Origin of the sequence: Acinetobacter sp. YH01003 (assembly GCF_013420525.1) — a bacterium.
In the GTDB taxonomy this organism is placed as follows: Bacteria; Pseudomonadota; Gammaproteobacteria; order Pseudomonadales; family Moraxellaceae; genus Acinetobacter; species Acinetobacter towneri.
On sequence record NZ_VOXY01000001.1, the window covers coordinates 473,664 to 496,818 of the forward strand.

Genomic DNA, 23,155 nt, shown 5'->3' on the forward strand with positions numbered 1-23,155 from the left:
TCAATAAGAATAGATAAATTCTGAGCAGAATCTATGTCAAAAATAGTATGGGGTGGAATGGGGGTTGCAGTGTTGGCAGGAGCTGTCACTGCGGGAAACTTATATGCAGATAAGAGCCTGCGTGAGCATTATCAACAAAATTTAAATCCTGTACCCAATGTTAGTGTGCAATATACAGACTACGACATGGGGACTTTAACGGGTACTGCCAAATGGAAAATGACCATTATTGCAGACCCATGTAATGCTAAAGAAAAACTGGTGTTTCACGGACAAGATCAAATTCAGCGGACATGGAAAGGTTACCAAATTGATTCTAAAATGAATCTGGAACAAGGGCAGGGACAATTTTCCGAGTTCTTTCAGCAGCCTTTAAATGTGTCAACGCAAGTGAATTGGTTGGGCGTATCGACCACGAAATTGAGCATACCTGCTATAGAGAAAAAAGAAGCAGGACTTGAAGCTAAATTTTCTCCTATGCAGATTGAGTTTCAGGCGAAACAAAGTCAAGGGCAGCAGAAAATTGTAAATATGAGTTTTGATGTGCCTCAATTAACGGTACGGGATCAATTTGGGCATCTTCAAGTAAAAGGCATGCAGTTTAAAACCAATCAGGCTTTGAATGCGCAGTCTTTAGAGCCGGGCTATTTCCAATTCAGTATTGCAGAAATGCAGCGTCAAGACCCAAAAGCAGTGGGTTCAGGAAAAATGAAAGACTTCAGTTGGCGTATGGATACTCAACTGCATGAGCGCACGGTAGATATTCAATCGAAATTTAAAATTGCCGAGTTAGGTTTAAATAATGTGCCTGCCATGCAAGACCTGCAAGTGAATTGGGATGTTAAAAACTTGCAGCGCAGTAAAATGCAGACGTTTCTTGATATTGTGCAAAAACAAAACAACTCATGCCTAGAAGCGGAAAACTTTGAGAAAGAAGTTCAACAAGCCTTGTTGGCTGTGATTAATGAGGGCTTTCAGTTCGAATCCAAGAAGAATCAGTTGAAATTAGGCACAGGCAGTATTCGGGCAGATTTGGTTGGTAAAGTGATGCCAGGGCATCAAACCACTGTAGAAGGCTTAGCGAAAATGTTCCCAAGTTTGCTAGAAGTGCAAACCGATGTGAGTTTTAACAAGCAAGTGGTCAAAACCATTATGAATAATTATATGAATGCTGCAGGTAAAAGCATGTCTGATCAAGAGTTGGAACAGATACTCAGTGCGATGCAAAGCAATCAGCAAATTCAACGTGATGGTGATGAATTTAAACTGTCGATGCATTATCAATATGGTGAAAAGAAGTTTTTAACTGGTCAATAATCTAGATACTGATCTACGATAAAACAAAGCCTGTTCAAATGAACAGGCTTTGTTGTATTGCCATATCGTTTATTTAAACAGGCGGGTGCTGAATTTTCCAAGCACGGTGGATTTTGGTGTTGCGTTTGAAATCTTGCCCAATGGTTTCATGGCTAATTTCCTGCACATCAAACATGGCTTCAATTTCTTCATCCATTTCAAAACCACGGTAGTTGTTGGAGAAGTACAGCGTTCCGCCTGTGGTTAAGCGGTTCATGGCACGCTTAATTAAAGAAACGTGGTCGCGTTGTACGTCAAATGTTCCGTAGAACTTTTTAGAGTTTGAGAAAGTTGGTGGGTCAATAAAGATCAGATCATATTGTTCATGACCTTCTTTGAGCCATTCAAAACAATCACTGGCAAAGAATTGATGTTGTTCATCGGCATGGTCTACCGTTAAACCATTCAATACAAAGTTTTCTTTAGACCAATTCAAATAAGTATTGGATAAATCGACGCTGGTGGTACTTGCTGCACCGCCAAGCGCGGCATGTAAACTTGCAGTTGAGGTATAACTGTATAAATTCAGGAAGTGCTTGCCACGTGCTTCTTTGGCAATACGTAAACGCATTTGACGATGGTCAAGGAACAAGCCTGTATCTAGGTAGTCGGTGAGGTTAACCAAAATTTTAGCCTGACCTTCTTGCACAATAAAACGCTTCGAGACGGTACTTTGTTTGGTGTACTGGTTTTTACCTTCCTGACGGGCACGGGTTTTAATAAATACCGCATCGCGCCCTAAACCTGTGACAGCGCGAATGGCTTGTAAGGCAAGGTTAAAACGCTTTTTGGCTTTTTCAGGATCAATTTTTTTCGGCGGTGCATATTCTTGCACGTGCAAACGGTCGCCGTATAAATCGACTGCGACATTAAAGTCAGGTAAGTCGGCATCGTATAAACGCAGACAATGCACATTTTCTTTCACCGCCCATTTTTTCAGGCTTTGCATGTTTTTTTGCAAACGGTTGGTGAAATCTTCTGCGCCTTCAATGGGTTCAAACTGTTGCGGTTGCCAATCTGCTAAGAATGGGCGTGCGAATGTTGCAGGTTTGATCGTACCAAAACGGACATAAATTGGCAGTTTACCGTTCATCAAACGTAAAATTTGCGGGTCATTGAAAGCCAACACATCGGCTTGTTCAACTTGGGCTGCAATGACGGCTGCTTTTTGATTTGGGAAATGCTTTTGCAAGAGGGCAGACAGACCCAAATATAAGGCACGGTTCGAGGCTTTATCGCCCAAACGCTCACCATAAGGTGGGTTGGTTACAATAAAGGCCTTTTTACCTTCGGCTTGAAAGTCGGGCCAGTCAGCCAAAGTACGTTCTTCAATTTGAATCTGATCGAGCAGACTTTCAAAACCTGCTGCAATAATATTTTGCTTGGTGGCTTTGACTGCTTCCCAGTCGGCATCGAAAGCATAAAATTTTGGCAATGGTTGTTGTAATGCAGTTTGATGGCGTTCAGCCGCTTCTGCTTTAATGCTCATCCATAATTCATGGTCGTGACCTTGCCAACCGTTAAAACCGAAACGACGTACCAAACCCGGTGCACGGTCAGTCAGCATCATCAATGCTTCAATAATAAACGTACCCGAACCACACATTGGGTCTAAAATAATGTCGGGTTGAATTTGCTGTAATTGACCTTTTTGCAGAATCGCTGCGGCAAGGTTTTCTTTAATTGGGGCATCGGTCATAAAACGACGATAGCCGCGTTTATGCAGTGAATCGCCAGATAAATCTAGGCAGTATGTATGTTCTTTTTTACCTGCCAACACGTATAAGGTAATTTCAGGCTGTTTGATGTCAATGCTTGGACGTTTGCCCACTGCATCCATAAATGAATCGACCACACCATCTTTAACGCGCAAGGTCGCAAATTGGCTGTTCACTTTAATGTCACGCTCTATATGCAAACGCACTGCAAAAGTACTTTGTGGCGCAAAAATCAGTGACCAGTCAAAGCTCAGCGCACCTTCATAAAGCTCTTCGGCTACATCGCGCGCGTCGTGACTAAATTCAATTTCGTGTGTGTGAATTGGTGTAAGGACACGTGAGGCTAAACGTGACCACATGCAGACACGATAGGCATTTTCGAGTGTGCCTTTGAAAATTAAACGACCCGGTAAACGTTCGATATTTTGAATACCTAAACCTTGCATTTCTTCTTGCAATAAGGTTTCAAGTCCATCTGCACAGGTGACCCAATATGTAGAAAGACGGGGTTTCGAATTCATGAAAATTTCCAAAAGCAATTCAGCAATCGGCTATTTTACCGTATTTTGTGCTAGAAAACTTAGTGATTTAGCGTGAATCGTGCAGAATTTTAAAGGTCTAGGTTTGAAGAGCTTCAGGGCATTTTTTACTGTTTTTTTCTAAAAAGGCAATGAGGATGTAATGACATCTCTAAAAAATTTTGAGTGATTGTATTGCGGAAAAATAAAAACCTGAATATTCACATGATTGGTATGTATTTTGCTCATACATTGTTGTGATGGTGAACATTTTGCAGATGAGCATCAAACACTGCAAAACAACAATGAAGCGATAAGGGGAATATTTAAATGACCACGGCTACTTTAAACACGGCACAGGCTTTAACAGCAAATAACGAGATTTTTTCAGTTGCCACTTTAATTTATACGCGATTAAGACGGGTCAGTGGACGTGTGATTGATGTCATGTATCTGGTTGAAAATTCAGACTATGCACGTGCTGTGCTGCAATTGGCGCTCGCTACACACGATGAGGAATTGTGCCGTTATGCGCTGCGCTTAAACAGTATATTGGCTAACTTAATGGATGCTGATGCAGAAATAACGTCGCCACAGACTGAAGCGCAGCAATTAGATGCAGTAGAAAATATAGAAAATATAGAAAATATAGAAAATATAGATGACTTGACTGAACCTACAGCTGAAGAAATTTATCGGGCGCAGGTGTCCCATCATTATATAGGGGCACTGCGTTAAACGGTGAATTGTACAGACTATGCCTACATAGCCTGAAGGTTGCGTAGGCAGTTGTAGGCGAAGATTGACCCACCAGATGTTCATCAAGCTCATATCAAGATGATTGGCTAGCAGAGCAGTTAAATATAAATGCCATCCTTTCACATCGCTTTGTAGAGTATTAAGCATGAAAGAAAGTGTAGATGAGTCTGCATGACTTAATTTTTAAAATCATAAGTTTCTTTTGACTAAATCATGCCAAGTTACACTGCTTTGCCAAATCAATTTCTGTATAATGCGTTAACTTAACGTATAAGGAATCTCTCATGCATTTGGCGGCATTGCATACTCCGAGCCAGATTCAATTGAATAAAGATGGGCATTTAAAACACTTTTTAACCATCGAAGGTCTTTCCAAAGAAACCCTCACCCAAATTCTGGACACAGCACAGTCCTTTTTCAATGAACAAAACCAACTGATCACCAATAATTTGCTCGAAGGGCGCACGGTGATGAATTTGTTCTTCGAAAACTCTACTCGTACCCGCACCACATTTGAAGCCGCAGCCAAGCGTCTTTCTGCCAATGTACTCAATATTGATATTGCCCGTTCAAGTACCTCTAAAGGTGAAACTTTGCGTGACACTTTGTGGAACTTAGAGGCGATGGCTGCTGACATTTTTGTGGTGCGTCATTCATCTTCAGGTGCAGCACATTTTATTGCTAAAACGGTTTGCCCAAAGGTTGCCATTATTAATGCGGGTGATGGCCGTCATGCACATCCAACGCAAGCGATGTTGGATATGCTGACCATTCGCCGTGAAACCCAACGACCTTATGAAGAATTAAGTGTTGCGATTATTGGTGATATCAAACATTCACGCGTGGCGCGTTCCGATGTGGCTGCCTTGCAAACACTGGGCTGTAAAGACATTCGCGTGATTGCACCGAACACCTTGTTGCCCTACGGTTTTGATGAATATGGCGCAGGCGTGCGTTTATTTAACAAAATGGAAGAAGGCATTAAAGATTGCGACGTGATTATCACCCTGCGTATTCAAAATGAACGTATTGATTCGCCAGCACTTGCCTCACAAGCCGAATTCTACAAAATGTACGGTTTAAACAAAGAGCGTTTGGCGCTTGCAAAACCAAACTGTATTGTGATGCATCCTGGTCCAATGAACCGTGGTGTCGAAATTGATTCAAGCATTGCCGATGGGCCTCAATCGGTGATTTTAAATCAAGTAACCAACGGTATTGCGGTACGTATGGCGGTATTGGCCTTGGCGATGCAAGGTCAATTGCAAGAACAAGGTTTGATTGACGCGATTGCGGTATAAGGAAAAAGTCATGGCGATTGTAAAAATTGAAAATGTACGTGTGCTTGACCCAATCCAGCAAATTGACCGCGTACAAACGGTATATCTTGAAAATGGCAAGTTGGTTGCAGAAAGTGCAGATATTAGCGAAAGCATAGATGCCCAAGGTCAATGGCTCATGCCAACTATGGTCGATTTATGCGCACGTTTACGTGAACCTGGTCAGCAACAACATGGCACGCTCAAATCTGAAGGCAAGGCCGCACGTGAAAACGGAATTCTGCACTTATTTACGCCACCCGATTCTAAACCAATCGTGCAAGACAACGGTGCACTCATTCATGGTTTGGTCGAAAAAGCCATGTTGGATGGTGGCATTTATTTAGAAGTGATTGGTGCACAAACTCAAGGTTTAAACGGCAAGCAGCCTGCCAATATGGCGGGACTGAAAAAAGGCGGCTGTAGTGCAGTGTCCAATGCCAATGCACCTTTTGAAGATGATGATGTCGTGATTCGCACACTGGAATATGCTGCAGGTTTGGACATGACCGTGGTGTTCTATGCCGAAGAACCGCAAATTGCTAAAGATGGCTGTGTGCATGAAGGTTTTATTGCATCGCGTCAGGGCTTGCCTATGATTCCAACTTTGGCAGAAACCGTAGCGATTGCCAAATATTTGCTGATGATTGAAGCCACAGGTGTACGTGCGCATTTTGGCTTATTGTCTTGTGGTGCATCAGTTGAATTGATTCAACAAGCTAAAGCCAAAGGTTTACCTGTCACTTGTGATGTTGCGATGCATCAACTGCATTTAACCGATCAAATTATTGATGGTTTTAACTCGTTAGCGCATGTACGTCCGCCACTGCGCTCAGAGCAAGACAAAGCATTACTGCGTCAAGGTGTAAAAGATGGTGTGATTGATGCGATTTGTACTCATCATGAGCCGTTAAATAGCTCTGCAAAAATGGCACCATTTGCAGATACTTTGTCAGGTTTTACTGCATTTGATACTTATATTCCATTTGGGATTCAACTGATTCAGGAAGGTCTGTTCAGTCCATTGGAATGGGTAGAAAAAGTGACACTTGCACCTGCGCGTGTGGCAAAAATGCAAAGTCGTTGGGAACAGGAAGCGGGTTGGGTCTTGGTTGATCCAGAAGTGGAATGGACACTGAACAAAGAAACGATTGTGTCACAAGGCAAAAATACGCCTTTGATTAATCAAGTTGTAAAAGGCAAAGCAGTACGCGTCTTTACTGCTTAATATGCTCTGATTGATATTTTATTTTCAAGTTTAAATAAAAGTCAGCTTCGGCTGGCTTTTTTATTGAATTTTAACAATCCCCAAATAGAAAATCGAAGAAGAGACTCTACATTCCGTTGACTCGAATTTCACAACAAAATCAAAACACCACAATTTATTACATTTGTTTAAATTTTAAGCATATACACTAAAAAACAACTTGAAAACAAAGACAAAAAAGAGGGCATATATATGCAAACAGATTTTATAGACTTGCTCAAACAAAGTGTGTCATCCATTGTATTGGAAGGGGAAACCCAGCATTTGCTTGAAAAAAATCAGGCATTAAATAGTTTTTATCCCATTTTATTGTCTATTTTAAATTCACGACCTGAACTGATTGACAATCTGCTGCGACAACTGAATCCACGTGTGGGCGATGTATTTGGTTCAAATCTATCTTTAAAACAGCAGTTTTTAGATTTGGTCAGCGGCACAGCACCGCAAACCGAAATTGAAAACACCCTGAATCGTTCAATTGCACCAAGTTTAAACTTTTTGGAAAATCAGGCAGGTTCATCTGACCCAGTTGCAATTCAGCATTTACTGCAAAACAATTTAGATTCAATTCAGGCGGCTTTACCGCAGTGGGCAACAGCATTATTGGCTGCTTTGGGGGTAAATAATGCTGCGGGCCAAACCGTACATCAAGCACCTGAAGTCATTGTGACTGAGCCAGTAGAAGAACGCCGTTCGTGGTTATTGCCAATTTTAGCTTTAATTATTTTAATTGGTTTATTGGCATTTTTATTCCGTGCATGTAGTGACCGCAACCAAGCGCCTGCAACCACACAGACCCAAGTGGCAGCAAATCAGGCTGCAATGTTGCAAGTCAGTACAGGCAGTGATGGTAATTTGGTGACCTGTCAAATTTTGCTGAATAATCCAAGCTATATGGAAATTCTGCAGAATGAAGTGAAGCAAATTTTCAATCATCCAACAGGTTGTGGTGCAGAAAATTTTGCCAACTATCATTCGGAATTTATTGATCAGGACGTGATTCCAAGCGTTTTAAAAATGCTGAAAGGTGTACCGAATGTCAATTTAAACTGGGTGGGTAATCAACTGTCTATTCAAGCCGCGAACCCTGCCGATGCAGAGCGTTTAGCCAGTCAAATTCGTCCATTGGCTAAAAACATGACTGTAGTGACTCAGCAACCTGCAGAAACTACAGTAACCGATGTGAATCAGGCTGTAACCAGCAGTATTAGCAATGCCGAGCAGGCTTTGGCTGCAATTAATCCTGACAATATTCAAGCTTTGGATATTGCGACGGCACTCAATATGCAAATCATTAATTTTGATTCTGCATCGACTGAAATTCCAGCAGCCAATAAGTCTATTTTAGATCAGGCTGCGGTATTGATGCAGCGCGCGCCACAAGTGCAATTAACCGTGAAAGGGCATACCGATGCCGTAGGTGATGCCAATGCCAACAAAACTTTGTCACAACAACGTGCGCAAGCAGTGGTCGATTATTTAGTATCACGTGGTGTAAATCCGGGTCAATTGCAAGCCATTGGTTTTGGTTCAGAGCAGCCGATTGCGGCAAATGCAACGCCAGAAGGTCAATTTAAAAACCGCCGTATTGAGTTTGAAGTCTTGAATGTAGATACAGGCACAGTGCGTAGTGTGGAAGATGCAGGCGTGGTAGAGCAAAAGACGCCTCAATCTTAAACAGGTTTATTTTCTTGTAAGATTAAACTTGTATTGAGCCTTCACTTTGCAAAGTGAAGGCTTTTTTTATTGCAGATCAGTGCCGAAGTATCGTGCAAATATCGAAATTGAAAGTAATTTTTGGATGCTCTTTGGTTTGAGGAATAGTTTTATAAATTAGTGATTTGTTGAGTAGATTGAATAAGTTGAGTGGGAAAGTATGAAAGTCAAAACAAACCCTCTCCCTTGTATTAGGTTTTAAAGCAGTGCATCAAAACTTGCAAAGGAGAGGGGGAGTTAACTTGAGATAAATTCATCAAGCTGCGACTTTTTGCAAGGCAACACCTGTGACTTTTTGAATTTCATCAAAACTGACATCGGGTGCAAGTTCAATCAACTTTACGCCTTGTGGAGTAATATCAAGCACGCCTAAGTCGGTAATGATACGATGCACCACTGCTTTACCCGTAAGTGGTAAACTGCACTGCGATACAATTTTAGGTGTACCATCTTTGGCACAATGTTCCATCAACACCACAACTTTTTGTACGCCTGCGACCAAATCCATTGCACCGCCCATGCCTTTAACTTTCTTGCCGGGAATCATCCAATTGGCAAGATCGCCTTGTTCAGAAACTTCCATTGCCCCTAAAATGGCGATATTGACATGCCCGCCACGAATCATGGCAAAGGAATCTGCGCTGGAGAAAAATGCCGCACCTTTACGTGCAGTCACAGTTTGTTTGCCTGCATTGATCAGGTCGGCATCTACAGTGTCGGCAGTCGGAAATTCACCAATGCCAAGTAAGCCATTTTCAGACTGCAACCAAACATTGATATGTTCAGGAATATAATTGGCGACCAGTGTGGGTAAGCCAATGCCTAGATTGACATAAAAACCATCTTCTAATTCTTGTGCAGCGCGCTGCGCCATTTGATTACGCGTCCAAGCCATGTCTTAAGCCTCCGCCTTTAAAGTCATTTGTTCAATCCGTTTTTCTGGGTTTGCATTGAGGACAATGCGGTTCACATAAATACCGGGTAAGTGGATTTCGTCTGGGTCTAAATCGCCAATTTCAACAATCTGTTCAACTTCGGCAATGGTGATTTTGCCTGCCATGGCACAGACAGGATTAAAGTTTTGTGCTGTTTTACGGAAAACAAGATTGCCCGCTTTATCTGCTTTGTAGGCTTTGACCAAAGCGACATCTGCGGTCAAAGATTCTTCTAAAATATAATCTTTGCCATTAAATTCACGGACTTCTTTTCCTTCGGCAATAACAGTGCCTACACCTGTTGGGGTGAAAAATGCAGGAATACCCGCACCGCCTGCGCGTAATTTTTCTGCCAGTGTGCCTTGCGGGGTGAGTTCAACTTCCAATTCACCGCTTAAAAACTGGCGTTCAAATTCTTTATTTTCGCCGACATAAGATGAAATCATTTTTTTGATTTGTTTGGTTTCAAGCAATAAGCCTAAACCAAAACCATCGACGCCAGCGTTATTAGAAATACAAGTCAGTTGTTTGACGCCTGTATCTTTTAACGCAGCAATCAAGGCTTCAGGAATACCGCATAAACCAAAACCGCCCACCGCCAAGGTATGCCCATCTTGAACCACGCCATTTAATGCAGCTTGTGCGCTGTCATATACTTTATTGGACATTTGTCACCTCTATTTATTCTCTGCACGGCATTCACTTGCCATGTTGTGTTGTTGTCATCCTTGTCGCTTATGTTCCAAAGTTATTGAGGATGAAATGGGTTTTAAGCACAAACCTTTTGCCAGTAGGCATTGGCATAGTGAGATGGATTATTGCGCTGTAAGACATTGCTGATGTTACGACTAGCTGTCATCAGCGGCTCTAACCGCACACCTGTTTCAAAACCCATCTTGGACAGTAAATAGTACAAGTCTTCGGTAGACACATTGCCCGATGCACCTTTGGCATACGGACAGCCACCCAAACCAGCAATGGATGAATCAAATACACGAATGCCTTGTAAGAGCGATTGATAAATATTGGCAATCGCCATGCCGTAAGTATTGTGAAAATGACCTGCTAAAACTTTGGCATCGACCTCTGCCAAACATGCATCCCAGACTTTTTGCACACGGTCAGGGGTTGCTGTACCAATGGTTTCACCCAAAGACACTTCATAGCAGCCCATGTCCAATAATTGCTGTGTGACTTTTGCGACTTGTTTCGGGTCAATTGCGCCTTCATAAGGACAGTCCACCATACAAGATACATAACCACGCACGCGAATGTTGTGCGCTTTGGCTTGACGCATGACATCGCTAAATTTTTCCAAACTTTCTTCAATTGAACAGTTGATATTTTTTCGGGTAAAGCTTTCAGAAGCGGCGGTAAACACGGCAACTTCTTTGCAACCCACCGCCAAAGCCGACTCAAAACCTTTTGAGTTTGGGGTCAGTAAACTGAATTGAATGTTTGGGTTTTGTGGCAGGCTGGCAAACAGCACATCGCTGTCTGCCATTTGCGGTACCCATTTGGCCGATACGCAAGAACCGACCTCAATGCTGCTTAAACCTGTTTGCATTAAATCCAAAATCAGGTTTTTACGGTCTGCCAAAGTGAGTGGCGTTTTCTCATTTTGCAGACCATCTCGTGGGCCAACCTCTACAATTTTGACAAATTCAGTCATGCAACTTCCTCCGTCAAGGCTTCAAATTCAACCAGTTCATCGCCTGCTTTGACCTGATCGCCCGCTTGGAAGTACGAACTTGCCACAATGCCATCGAAAGGCGCACGAATTGAATATTCAATTTTCATGGCTTCCAGTGTCATCAGTACATCATCTTTTTTCACACGGGCATTGGCTGCCACCAAAACTTGGGTGATTACACCCGGCATTGGTGCAGTCAGATTGTTGGCATTGTCTTGTTGATCATCGCTGTTAAAGTTTGCTTGTACATAGCTAAACACATGACGCTGACCGTTTTGGAACAGGGTGATGCCTTGCGCATGTTGGTTAAATGCTATTTTTTGTTGCTGACCATTGATACAAACCTGTAGACGATGTGCATCCAAAAGCTCGCCTTGAACGCTCAGCGTTTGCCCATTGTAGTGAGCCTCAAAACCAGAAGTGCATGGTTTTAACTGGATTTTGAGTGTTTGGTCATTGCACTGTAATTGCACTGTGTGGGCGCTTTGCTGATTTAAGCGCCAGAAGTGGTCTTTTTGCCAAACCGCGTTGTTTGCCGCTTTGTTGTTTTGAATACGAGAAAGTACATCAATTAACGCAGCTGCAACGACAGTTTCTGTAGCGACTTCAGGTTTTGCGTTAAGTAAAAATGCTTCCTCACGTTGAATAAGCCCTGTATCCAAATTGGCATGTTTAAAGGAATCACACAGCACCAAACGATCCAAGAATGCAATGTTGTTGCCTAAACCATCGACGTGGAACTGACCTAAAGCATGGTGCATTTGCGTTAATGCTGCTTCACGGTTTTTACCCCAAACAATCAGTTTGGCAATCATTGGGTCGTAGTAGGTGCTGATTTCATCACCTTCGACAATCCCGCTATCGACACGTACGGCATCATTTTGCTCTGGATAATGCAGATAGCTGATTTGACCAATGGCAGGAATAAAGCCTTTTTCTGGTTCTTCGGCATACACACGCGCTTCAAGGGCATGACCATGAATTTGCAATTCATGTTGCTGTTTTGGCAATGGCTCACCAAAAGCAACTCGCAATTGCCACTCAACCAAGTCTTGCCCTGTAATCATTTCTGTGACGGGGTGTTCGACCTGCAAGCGGGTATTCATTTCCATGAAATAAGCAGTACCGTCTTGCTCGACAATAAACTCTACCGTACCTGCGCCCACGTAATTTACAGCACGTGCGGCATCAATTGCGGCTTGGCGCATAGTTTCGAGTTTATCTTCTGGCATTTTTGGTGCAGGTGCTTCTTCAAGCACTTTTTGGTGGCGACGTTGTACCGAGCAATCACGTTCAAACAAATGCACGTAGTTGCCGTGAGTATCGCCAAAAACCTGTACTTCAATATGACGTGGTTGAATCACATAGCGTTCAATCAGCACATCTTCATTACCAAAGCTAGAACGTGCTTCACTTTTACATGAAGCGAGTGAGCTGAGAAAGTCTTCACTGCGTTCTACTAAACGCATGCCTTTACCGCCACCGCCTGCACTGGCTTTAATGAGCACAGGATAACCAATGCTGTCGGCTTGTTGCTTTAAAAATGCCGCATCTTGATTGCTGCCGTGGTAGCCCGGAGTTAGTGGCACACCTGCTTTTTCCATCAAGGCTTTAGAGGTTGCTTTTAGACCCATCGCCAAAATGGCTTCAACTGGCGGGCCAATAAAAACAATATTGTTGTCTTTACAGGCAAGTGCGAATTGGTCATTTTCAGATAAGAAACCATAACCCGGGTGAATCGCTTGTGCACCTGTGCTTTTGGCTGCCTGAATAATACGTTCAACTTGCAAATAACTTTGTGCCGCAGGCGATTCACCAATATAAATGGCTTCGTCTGCCAGTTTAACGTGTTGTGATTGCGCATCGGCATCTGAATACACCGCGACAGTCGCAATCCCAAGTTTTTTTGCGGTACGAATTACACGGCAGGCAATTTCACCACGGTTGGCAATTAAAATCTTTTCAAACATCGTGCGATCCTTCTTTTATTCTGCCGTGGTCTTGATCCAAGCCGGGCTTTGTTTATTTAAAAAAGCATTTAAGCCATTTTTCGCCTCAGTTCCTTGGCGAACATGTGCAATATGCTGTGCAGTTTGTTGGAGTAAATCTTCGGTCAAAACTTGATGATTAACCATCTGAATCAGTTGTTTAGAAGCATGTTGCGCTTCTGGGCCACCAAGCAATAAGGCTTGCACAATTTCATCAATTTTGCTGTCTAAGTCTTCGGCTGAAGTGACTTCATGCGCTAAACCAATTTGCTGTGCCTGTTCTGCAGAAATACGCTCTGCCGTTAAAAAGTAACGTGATGCCTGACGTGCGCCAATCGCACGAATGACGTAAGGGCTAATGGTAGATGGTGCTAAACCTAAACGTACTTCAGAGGTCGCAAACTTGGCATCGGTGCTGGCAACGCAAATATCACAGGCAGCTGCCAAACCCATACCACCACCAAAGGCAATACCATGCACACGGGCAATAGTCGGTTGTTTTAACGTCGCTAAACTTTGCAGCATTTTTGCCAGTTTTAGGGCATCGGCTTGATTTTCTGCTGTAGAAGCTTGACCTGCCTGTTTCATCCAGTTCAAATCTGCACCTGCAGAAAAGCTTTTGCCGCGTCCTGCCAAAATCACCACTCGAATATCATCACGGCTATTCAGTGCCTGAAAGCAGGCGTGTAATTCTTCAATCACCTCTGTATTGAAAGCGTTATGCAATTCCGCACGATTAATCCAAACCGTAGCCACTTGGTTGTTCTGTTCGAGCTGTAAAAACTGATAATCCATTTTGTCACCTCTTACATGCGGAACACGCCAAATTTGGTCGGTTGGATGGGTGCATTGAGGGCAGCGGCTAAACTTAATGCCAAAACTTCACGCGACTGTGCTGGATCAATCACACCATCATCCCATAAGCGTGCAGACGCATAATATGGATGACCCTGACGTTCGTATTGTTCACGAATTGGCTGTTTGAACTGATCTTCTTCTTCTGCAGACCAGCTACCACCTTTGGCTTCAATCTGATCACGCTTTAAGGTAGACAATACGCTCGATGCTTGTTCGCCACCCATCACTGAAATACGTGAGTTTGGCCATGTCCACATAAAACGTGGTGAATAAGCACGACCACACATCCCGTAGTTACCTGCACCAAAAGAACCGCCAATCACCAAAGTCAGTTTAGGCACATTGGCTGTGGCAACCGCCATCACCAGTTTGGCACCATTTTTGGCAATGCCTTCATTTTCATATTGGCGTCCAACCATGAAGCCTGTGATATTTTGAATAAATAACAGGGGAATGTTGCGTTGGGTGCATAGTTCAATAAAGTGTGCGCCTTTTTGTGCCGACTCGGAAAATAAAATACCGTTGTTGGCAATAATCCCGACAGGCATACCATATAGTTTGGCAAAACCTGTAATTAATGTGGTGCCAAAGCGCGCTTTAAATTCATCAAAACGTGAACCATCGACAATACGGGCAATCACTTCACGTACATCAAACGGTTTACGCGCGTCAGTCGGAACAATGCCATACAGTTCAGAGGCATCGAATAATGGTGCTTCTATATGCTCAGGCTGCGGGTTTGGCTTTTTATTTAAATTGGCAACGATGTTGCGGGCAATTGCCAAGGCATGTTCATCATTTTCTGCCAAATGATCGGCTACACCTGAAAGGCGAGTGTGTACATCGCCACCACCCAAGTCTTCGCTGCTAACCACTTCACCTGTTGCGGCTTTAACCAGCGGTGGGCCGCCCAAGAAAATTGTCCCCTGATTACGCACAATGATGGTTTCATCTGACATGGCAGGGACATACGCACCGCCTGCGGTACAACTTCCCATCACAACGGCAATTTGGGCAATGCCCATGCTCGACATACGCGCTTGGTTATAGAAAATGCGTCCGAAATGATCACGGTCTGGAAAGACTTCATCTTGTAGCGGCAAATATGCACCGCCAGAATCGACCAAATAAATACAAGTCAGGTGATTCTGTTCGGCAATTTCCTGTGCGCGTAAATGCTTTTTCACAGTCAGTGGATAGTACGTTCCACCTTTTACTGTGGCATCGTTGGCAATGATCATGCAGGTCACGCCATTCACTTGACCGACACCCGCCACTACACCCGCAGCAGGGACATCATCCTGATAGACCTGATAAGCGGCCAACTGACCAATTTCAATAAATGCAGTACCCGGATCGATCAGGTGGTCAATCCGTTCACGTGGCAGTAATTTGCCACGGTCTAAATGTTTTTGGCGTGCAGTTTCGCCACCACCCAAAGCAATTTTTTGGACTTTTTCTCTGAGGTCATCGACTAGGCTTTGCATCGCAGCTTGGTTGTTTTTAAACTCGTCGCTGCGAATATTAATTTTGCTCTGTAATTGATTCATGCCAACATCCTTGTCTATTCTTGTGATTTATTTTTAGGCAGTTTCGTTAAACAATTCACGGCCAATCAACATACGGCGAATTTCTGAAGTACCCGCACCAATTTCATAGAGTTTGGCATCACGCCATAAACGTCCTGCAGAGAACTCATTGATATAGCCATTACCGCCCAAGGTTTGAATGGTTTCACCTGCCATCCATGTGGCTTTTTCGGCAGCGTATAAAATGGCACTGGCTGCATCTTTACGTAAACTACGGCTGTGTTCAGCTTTGTCACATTCTGCGCCAACGGCATAGACCAGTGCTTTACATGCCAACCAAGTCGAATACATATCGGCAATTTTGCCTTGCATAAGCTGGAATTCACCCAATGCCTGACCAAACTGTTTACGCTCATGAATATAAGGAATCACGGTATCCATGCAGGCATCCATAATGCCTAGCGGCCCTGCACTTAAAACTGCACGTTCATAGTCCAGTCCACTCATTAGTACTTTTGTACCATTGCCCACACCGCCCAAGACGTTTTCTTTTGGTACTTCAACATTGTCAAAGAACAATGGATAGGTATTTGAGCCGCGCATCCCGAGTTTGTCTAAATGGCTGCCGTGGCTAAAACCTGACATGGTTTTTTCAATTAAGAAAGCAGTCATACCTTTGGCGCCTGCCTGTAAGTCAGTTTTGGCATACACCACCAAAACATCGGCATCACCGCCATTGGTAATCCACATTTTTGAGCCGTTGAGCAAGTAATGATCACCTTTATCTTCAGCTTTCAGTTTCATGCTAACCACGTCTGAGCCTGCATTTGGTTCAGACATTGCCAAAGCGCCGACGTAATCGCCTGAAATCAGTTTTGGTAAATAGCGTTGCTTCTGTTCTTCTGTCCCATTTCGCTTAATTTGGTTCACACATAGGTTAGAATGAGCACCGTAAGACAAACCAATGGATGCTGATGCACGAGAAATTTCTTGCATGGCAATGATGTGAGCTAAATAGCCTAAGTTAGTGCCGCCGTATTCTTCACTCACGGTTAAGCCAAGTAAGCCCATATCGCCAAATTTTTTCCAAAGCTGGGCAGGGAATTCGTTATCACGATCAACCTGTTGAGCAATGGGTGCAATTTCCTTTGCACAAAAAGCAGCGATTGAATCGCGCAGGGCGATTAAGGTTTCATCTAAGCCGAAGTCTAAGCTTTGTAAAATCATGTGTTCATTCATCCTGTGGTTATATTTGTTGTTCCTAAAACAAGCATTGTTGTTGTGCTTAGGTTCTAACATACATCGAAAATTTAAAAAAGTGAACTAAAATTCACAAAATGATTTACAATTCATTTTATCTGGTTGAGAATAAGATATGAGTTATAAAAGATCATCATTGATGCAGGAACGTATGGAACAAAATCGCATGGCGATTTTAGATTCTGCTCGTGAACTTATTGCTCATGGGGGCTTTAAAGAAGCGTCTATCCAAGCCATTGCAGAACGCGCAGGCGTATCTACAGGTTTGGTGTATCGCTACTTTGAAAATAAAAGTCAGATTTTGATTGAAGTTTTATCGGATGCGATTCGTCGTGAGGTCGAAATTTTGGACCACATTGCGAAGTCAGATTTAAGTGCAAAACAAAAATTGCAAAAATCTGTCACCACTTTTGTGAAGCGTGCGATGAACAGCCCTCAATTGGCGTATTCGTTAATGTTCGAGCCTGTAGACCCAGAAATGGAACATGAGCGTTTTCGCAGTAAACAACTGATCAAACAGAGCATCAAGGAAATTTTGGCTGAAGGAAAAGTCAATGGTGAGTTTGATTTTGAAGATTTGAACACTGCTGCTTTAGGTGTGGTTGGCTCCATGACTTTTGTAGTGATTGAACCTTTAAACCCGTCTCGCAATGTGATGTTTGATCAAAATTATAAAGATTACTTTGTCAAACAAATTGCCGACTTTTGTGTAAATGCAGTGCGAAAACAGCAGGGAGGGTAGTAAAAACAACGCACAAAACAGGCAAAAAGTAATCGTCGTCATAATGGAAAACAGAATTACAAAGAATCAAGGAGATCGATTCAATGACACAAGTACGGTTAAGTTATGCCTATGGCACCAGTAATCAGCCTTTGTTAGGCATGACCATTGGTGAAAAGTTTGATCAGGCTTGCCAGCAATATGCAGATCAGGATGCTTTGGTAAGCGTGCATCAAAATGTGCGTCTGACCTATAAGCAACTGCAGCAACAGGTCAATGCCTTTGCCTGTAGTTTATTAAAACTCGGTTTTAAAAAAGGTGACCGCCTTGCCATTTGGTCTCCGAATTGTGTGGAATGGGCGATCACTCAATTCGCAGCCTTTAAGGCAGGGGTGATTTTGGTGAATTTAAACCCAGCCTATAAAAGCAATGAACTGGAATTTGTGCTCAACAAAGTTTCCTGTAAAGGTTTGGTAATTGCATCGCAGTTTAAAAGTACCAACTATCAGGACATCTTAACGAAAATTGCCCCAGAGCTGTGTCAGGCAGACAATAAAGTCCTCAACGCCAAGCGTTTACCGCATTTAAAGCATGTGATTAAAATTGATGATCAAGCACATACAGGAATGCATCGTTTTCAGGATTTATTGACAGCTCCAACCACACACATGCTGAAAAAACTGCAACACATTGCTAGTGAGTTGCAGTTCGATGAAACCATTAATATTCAATTTACCTCAGGCACGACGGGCAATCCGAAAGGCACTATGCTGACCCACAACAACATTTTAAATAATGGTTACTTTGTAGGAGAAGCAATTCATTTAAGTCCACAAGACCGTGTTTGTATTTCCGTGCCGCTGTTTCACTGCTTTGGTATGGTGATGGGTAATTTAGCTTGTATCACACATGGTTCAACCATGGTCTATCCATCGGCAGTGTTTAACCCGCTCGATACCTTAAAAGCCATTCAGCAAGAAAAATGTACAGCTGCTTACGGCGTACCGACCATGTTTATTGCCATTTTAGAGCATGAACAGTTTGATGAATTTGATTTATCTAGCTTGCGTACAGGCATCATGGCAGGCAGTCCGTGTCCGCAAGAAATTATGCAACGCGTCATCGACCGTATGCACATGGCGCAAATCACCATTTGTTATGGCATGACCGAAACAGCGCCTGTGAGCGCACAAAGTTCGACTGAAGATTCGGTGGAACGTCGAGTCAGTACGGTGGGGCGTGTACATCCACATCTGGAAGTAAAAATTGTCGATGAAGAAGGCAAAGTCGTGCCGCGCGGACAGTTAGGAGAATTGTGTGTGCGTGGTTATTCAGTCATGCTGGGTTACTGGGATGAACATGACAAAACCCAAGAAGTCATTGATGTTGCACGTTGGATGCACACAGGCGACATTGCAGAAATGGATGATGAAGGCTTTGTAAAAATCAAAGGTCGCATTAAAGATGTGGTGATTCGTGGCGGTGAAAACCTGTTCCCGAAAGAAATTGAAGATTTCTTATATACTCACGATGCGGTCTGCGATGTGCAAGTAATTGGCGTGCCAGATCATCGTTATGGTGAAGAACTATGTGCCTGTATTATTTTGCATGAACACCATGAATGTACCGAAGAGGCAATTCGCCAATACTGTGCAGAACACATTTCACACAATAAAGTCCCACGTTATGTGCGCTTCTTTAGTGAATTTCCAATGACCGCTTCAGGCAAGGCACAGAAATTTAAATTACGTGAATTTATGCGTGAAGAATTAAATTTAAAGGAAATTGCTTAAGGCATTATTTCAGCTATTTACTGCTGCAAGATCGACCTTTTAATTTTGTCAGCACACACCCTTTATTTCTCACGCAGAGATAAAGGGATACTCTATACAGGAATAATCACACTAAAAATATATCGCATGCTCGGCTTAATAAAAGATGGCACAAGTTTAAGCATGATGCGTGATAATCAAGGATGAAAATAATGACCGTACGCAATGATTGGACTCGAGAAGAAATTCAGCAGTTATATGAACAGCCTTTTCTGGATTTAGTCTTTGAAGCACAGCGTGTGCATCGCCAACATTTTGCTGCCAATACCGTACAAGTCAGTACCTTATTGTCTATTAAAACAGGCAAATGCCCTGAAGACTGTAAATATTGCTCGCAGTCTGCGCATTATGATTCACAGCTTGAAGCTGAAAAACGTATTGCAGTGGATAAAGTCATTCAGGAAGCCAAAGAAGCTTTAGCATCAGGTTCTTCACGTTTTTGTATGGGCGCTGCTTGGCGTAATCCGCATGAACGCGATATGCCCTATGTTCTGGAAATGGTGCGTGAAGTCAAAGCTCTGGGCTTAGAAACTTGCATGACTTTAGGGATGTTAAACCAATCGCAGGCAGAACGCTTAAAAGATGCAGGCTTAGATTATTACAACCATAACCTAGACACATCGCGTGAGTATTATCCTAATGTGATTAGTACCCGCTGTTTTGATGATCGCTTAAACACTTTGGATATTGTGCGTCAAACAGGTATGAAAGTATGTAGTGGCGGTATTGTCGGTTTAGGTGAAGATACCCAAGACCGTATTGGTTTATTACATGAATTAGCGACTTTACCGTTACATCCTGAATCTGTGCCGATCAATATGTTAGTTCCGATTGAAGGTACACCATTGGCTGAAGTAGAAAAACTGGATGTGATTGAGTGGATTCGTACCATTGCAGTTGCACGTATTATCATGCCAAACAGCTATATTCGTTTATCTGCAGGGCGTGAATCGTTATCTGATTCAGATCAGGCGTTGGCATTTATGGCAGGTGCGAACTCGTTATTCTCAGGTGAAAAGCTTTTGACCACACCAAACGCAGGCGAAGGCAAAGACAAACAATTGTTCCAAAAATTAGGCTTAGTGCCTGAACGTGCCAAGCCAACCGTTTCGGAATTGTCGGTAGATGCAATGGCTGTGGCTTAAGCAGATCTTGAAAAAGACTCAGATATTTAATGTCAGTAAATTAAAGAAGAATCATGTGATATGGCAAAAGATTTTCACAGTGCAACTGTGGTTGCAGGCTATGACAGTCATATTCGGAAACTCATTCCCGGATATGAATTGGTACATCAACACATCAATGCAATTTTAAGTAGTCATTTGCCCGAAACAGCACAAGTTTTAGTGGTGGGGTGTGGCACAGGCTATGAGTTGCAGTATTTACTGCAGCAACATCCACAGTGGCAATTTACGGCCATCGACCCATCTTTAAGCATGTTACAGCAGGCAGAAAAAAACATTCAGTCTGTGGCAGGGCATGAGCGAGTACGTTTTATACAGGCAGATACCCACCAATTTGCCCAACAAGCGCAGGTTGAAAATTTGCAGTTTGATGCGGCATTGGCGATTTTGGTGGCGCATTTTGTGCCAGTCGCAGAAAAAACATTATTTTTTCAAGATATTTACCAAACATTAAAACCTACAGCGATTTTATTAAGCTATGATCTGATGCAGCAGACTGAAAATATAGAACTGCGCTGGATGCAGAATTTGGCTTTGGATTGTGGTTTAACTACGACTCAAGCGGAAAAAATGCTTGCACGACTGGCCGATGATTTTCATTTAATTATGGCAGATGCGCAGGCAGCATTGCTTACTCAAGTGGGTTTTCGTCAGTGTAAAACATATTGTCAACTTATGAATTATTATGGTTTTTTTGCAGAGAAATAGTTGATAAATAACATTATTTAGTCAGTAATCTTTGTAGTAAAAGTATCCGCACAAGAAAAGTTAGATCAGGGAAAGAGAAAAAATGTCAGCATATTACACTTTACTCAAACGTGAACAACATGCCGATGGTGGCTGTACTGCGCACTATCGTTGCAACATTCATGCACAAGGCGCGTGGAATCCGCATGAACAACACATGGCACCTGCAACGGGTATTTTGTGTGCAGAACTTGAGCAATTTATGCCGCGTGATGATATGCGAATTGGTCGGGTTGGTTTAGATATTTTTGGCTTAATTGCCTTTGGTGAATTTAGTATCACCACCCGTATGATTCGACCGGGTAAAACCATTGAGCTGATTGAAGCGGAAATGTGTGCTGAAGGAAAAACCTGTATTGTGGCGCGTGCATGGAAAATGAAAACCTCAGATACACGCGCAATTGCAGGATTGGAAGATTTACCGATAGAAAACCCTGAATATTTGCCCGATTGGGATGGCATGCGTTGTTGGCCGGGCGGCTATATTCAAAGCATTGAAACCCGTGCGCATTTAGATCGTCGTGCAGGTAAGGGCATCGTTTGGTTAAGAAACCAATTGGATATGGTTGAAAATCAAAGCACATCTAGTTTTGTGCGTTTATTGGGGATGGTGGATACCGCCAATGGCGTAGTGCCACGTTTAGACCCGAATGCGGGTTGGGGTTTTCCAAATTTAGATTTGCAAATGCATTTACACCGTTTACCGCAAGGCGAATGGCTAGGCTTGGAAGTAACACAACAATATGGTGAAGATGGTATTGGCTTAACGAGTGCAGTTTTGCATGATACTCAAGGGCCATTTGGACGTAGTGAGCAGATTTTAACTTTGCGTCAATTCTAAATCTATTCGATATCAAACAAAAAACATCAGGACGAATTGCTTCGTCCTTTTTTTATTGGCATGCTGTGTGCAGATTATTTCATCTTATTTTATCTGAAAATATTATGCGAATTAGTTTGATTGGTGCAGGGCGCGTTGCACATCATTTGGCTCATGTTTTAAACGCACAGCATCAAATTGTGCAAATTTATAGCCGTAGTCTGGACAAGGCGCAGCATTTGGCTGCGCAGGTTGGCGCAGAAGCGATTGCTGAAGTAGAAAAACTTCATTCAGATCTAGATTTAGTGATTATTGCAGTGAGTGATCAGGGCATTGCACAGGTGATTCAGGAAGTTCATCGTGACTTAAATCATGTGTTGATTGTGCATACCTCAGGCAGTACTAAATTAGATGTATTGCAACAGCATCATGTACGTTCAGGGGTATTTTATCCCTTGCAAACCTTTAGTTTAGAGTGTGAAATTGATTGGTCAGAAACGCCTTTATTTATAGAAGCTGCATTTGCTGAAGATCAGCAGCTTTTAATGACTTTGGCAAATAGCCTAAGCAAAAGGGTTTATGCCTATACTTCAGCACAGCGTTTGAGTTTGCATTTGGCTGCGGTATTTGCCTGTAATTTTAGTAATTATTGTTATGACATGGCCAAGCAAGTGGTCGATGCTCAGCAAGTAGATTTCAGTCTGCTGTATCCTCTTATTTTGGAAACTGCGCATAAAGCGACCCAGAATGATCCGCGTCAAATGCAAACAGGGCCTGCCATGCGGGGCGATCACAATATTTTAAAAATGCATCAGGACTTATTGGCAGTAGGGCAGCAACATGAACTTGCCAAAGTTTATGCGATGATGAGCCAACAGATTTTAAAGCGGCATCAATCTTAGCCATTTGATGAGATAAAACGAGTTCACATAAAA

General features: G+C 42.8%; 19 protein-coding genes. 11 read left to right on the forward strand and 8 right to left on the reverse strand.

Annotation, left to right across the window (positions count from 1 at the left end):
- Positions 1-33 precede the first annotated feature (33 nt).
- Positions 34-1,317: a DUF945 family protein gene (locus tag FTT70_RS02290; RefSeq protein ID WP_180168232.1), complete on the forward strand. Its 1,284-nt coding sequence runs from the start codon at positions 34-36 to the stop codon at positions 1,315-1,317.
- A gap of 73 nt (positions 1,318-1,390) precedes the next feature.
- On the opposite strand, the gene rlmKL is transcribed toward FTT70_RS02290, so the two are convergent.
- The gene (gene rlmKL / locus FTT70_RS02295) at positions 1,391-3,595 is read right to left on the reverse strand and encodes a bifunctional 23S rRNA (guanine(2069)-N(7))-methyltransferase RlmK/23S rRNA (guanine(2445)-N(2))-methyltransferase RlmL (protein WP_180168233.1); all 2,205 of its coding nucleotides are present in this window, start codon (positions 3,593-3,595) and stop codon (positions 1,391-1,393) included.
- 327 nt (positions 3,596-3,922) lie between these two features.
- On the opposite strand from rlmKL, the gene FTT70_RS02300 reads away from it, so the two are divergent.
- The 4 genes from FTT70_RS02300 to FTT70_RS02315 all read left to right on the forward strand — a co-directional run bounded on the left by FTT70_RS02300 (position 3,923) and on the right by FTT70_RS02315 (position 8,614).
- Positions 3,923-4,330, forward strand: a complete 408-nt coding sequence (locus FTT70_RS02300) for a hypothetical protein (protein WP_180061953.1) — start codon at positions 3,923-3,925, stop codon at positions 4,328-4,330.
- A gap of 305 nt (positions 4,331-4,635) precedes the next feature.
- Positions 4,636-5,652, forward strand: a complete 1,017-nt coding sequence (locus FTT70_RS02305; protein ID WP_004971550.1) for an aspartate carbamoyltransferase catalytic subunit — start codon at positions 4,636-4,638, stop codon at positions 5,650-5,652.
- 10 nt (positions 5,653-5,662) lie between these two features.
- Positions 5,663-6,898, forward strand: a complete 1,236-nt coding sequence (locus tag FTT70_RS02310) for a dihydroorotase (RefSeq protein WP_004971548.1) — start codon at positions 5,663-5,665, stop codon at positions 6,896-6,898.
- A gap of 231 nt (positions 6,899-7,129) precedes the next feature.
- Complete coding sequence (locus FTT70_RS02315) at positions 7,130-8,614, forward strand: OmpA family protein (protein ID WP_180061954.1); 1,485 nt, start codon at positions 7,130-7,132, stop codon at positions 8,612-8,614.
- 295 nt (positions 8,615-8,909) lie between these two features.
- Here the strand turns inward: FTT70_RS02315 and FTT70_RS02320 are convergent, their stop codons facing one another.
- From FTT70_RS02320 to FTT70_RS02350, 7 genes are all read right to left on the reverse strand, one after another.
- On the reverse strand, positions 8,910-9,548 hold the full coding sequence (locus FTT70_RS02320; RefSeq protein WP_178318495.1) for a CoA transferase subunit B: 639 nt from the start codon (positions 9,546-9,548) through the stop codon (positions 8,910-8,912).
- 3 nt (positions 9,549-9,551) lie between these two features.
- Entirely contained in the window at positions 9,552-10,256 is a 705-nt protein-coding gene (locus FTT70_RS02325) for a CoA transferase subunit A (protein WP_179989329.1), read from the reverse strand.
- Positions 10,257-10,357: 101 nt separating this feature from the next.
- On the reverse strand, positions 10,358-11,260 hold the full coding sequence (locus FTT70_RS02330) for a hydroxymethylglutaryl-CoA lyase (protein WP_178318497.1): 903 nt from the start codon (positions 11,258-11,260) through the stop codon (positions 10,358-10,360).
- On the reverse strand, positions 11,257-13,251 hold the full coding sequence (locus tag FTT70_RS02335) for an acetyl/propionyl/methylcrotonyl-CoA carboxylase subunit alpha (RefSeq protein WP_167845930.1): 1,995 nt from the start codon (positions 13,249-13,251) through the stop codon (positions 11,257-11,259). Before FTT70_RS02335 ends, FTT70_RS02330 begins: the two co-directional genes overlap by 4 nt.
- A 15-nt stretch (positions 13,252-13,266) precedes the next feature.
- The gene (locus tag FTT70_RS02340; RefSeq protein WP_004971533.1) at positions 13,267-14,064 is read right to left on the reverse strand and encodes an enoyl-CoA hydratase/isomerase family protein; all 798 of its coding nucleotides are present in this window, start codon (positions 14,062-14,064) and stop codon (positions 13,267-13,269) included.
- An 11-nt stretch (positions 14,065-14,075) separates the two neighbouring features.
- Positions 14,076-15,677, reverse strand: coding sequence for a carboxyl transferase domain-containing protein (locus tag FTT70_RS02345; protein ID WP_131261348.1), 1,602 nt, complete (start codon positions 15,675-15,677; stop codon positions 14,076-14,078).
- A gap of 33 nt (positions 15,678-15,710) precedes the next feature.
- Positions 15,711-16,883: an isovaleryl-CoA dehydrogenase gene (locus FTT70_RS02350; protein WP_004971528.1), complete on the reverse strand. Its 1,173-nt coding sequence runs from the start codon at positions 16,881-16,883 to the stop codon at positions 15,711-15,713.
- Positions 16,884-17,031: 148 nt separating this feature from the next.
- Between FTT70_RS02350 and FTT70_RS02355 the strand changes: the two genes are divergently transcribed.
- The 6 genes from FTT70_RS02355 (at position 17,032) to FTT70_RS02380 (ending at position 23,122) form a co-directional block, all read left to right on the forward strand.
- On the forward strand, positions 17,032-17,658 hold the full coding sequence (locus tag FTT70_RS02355; RefSeq protein WP_004971526.1) for a TetR/AcrR family transcriptional regulator: 627 nt from the start codon (positions 17,032-17,034) through the stop codon (positions 17,656-17,658).
- 83 nt (positions 17,659-17,741) lie between these two features.
- Positions 17,742-19,430: an AMP-binding protein gene (locus FTT70_RS02360; protein WP_180072273.1), complete on the forward strand. Its 1,689-nt coding sequence runs from the start codon at positions 17,742-17,744 to the stop codon at positions 19,428-19,430.
- A gap of 191 nt (positions 19,431-19,621) precedes the next feature.
- Positions 19,622-20,614, forward strand: coding sequence for a biotin synthase BioB (gene bioB, locus FTT70_RS02365; RefSeq protein WP_004971522.1), 993 nt, complete (start codon positions 19,622-19,624; stop codon positions 20,612-20,614).
- Between the two features lie 60 nt (positions 20,615-20,674).
- On the forward strand, positions 20,675-21,361 hold the full coding sequence (locus FTT70_RS02370) for a class I SAM-dependent methyltransferase (RefSeq protein ID WP_004971520.1): 687 nt from the start codon (positions 20,675-20,677) through the stop codon (positions 21,359-21,361).
- A gap of 82 nt (positions 21,362-21,443) precedes the next feature.
- Complete coding sequence (locus FTT70_RS02375; RefSeq protein ID WP_104851802.1) at positions 21,444-22,241, forward strand: thioesterase family protein; 798 nt, start codon at positions 21,444-21,446, stop codon at positions 22,239-22,241.
- 104 nt (positions 22,242-22,345) lie between these two features.
- Positions 22,346-23,122, forward strand: a complete 777-nt coding sequence (locus FTT70_RS02380) for a Rossmann-like and DUF2520 domain-containing protein (RefSeq protein ID WP_180168234.1) — start codon at positions 22,346-22,348, stop codon at positions 23,120-23,122.
- Positions 23,123-23,155 lie beyond the last annotated feature (33 nt).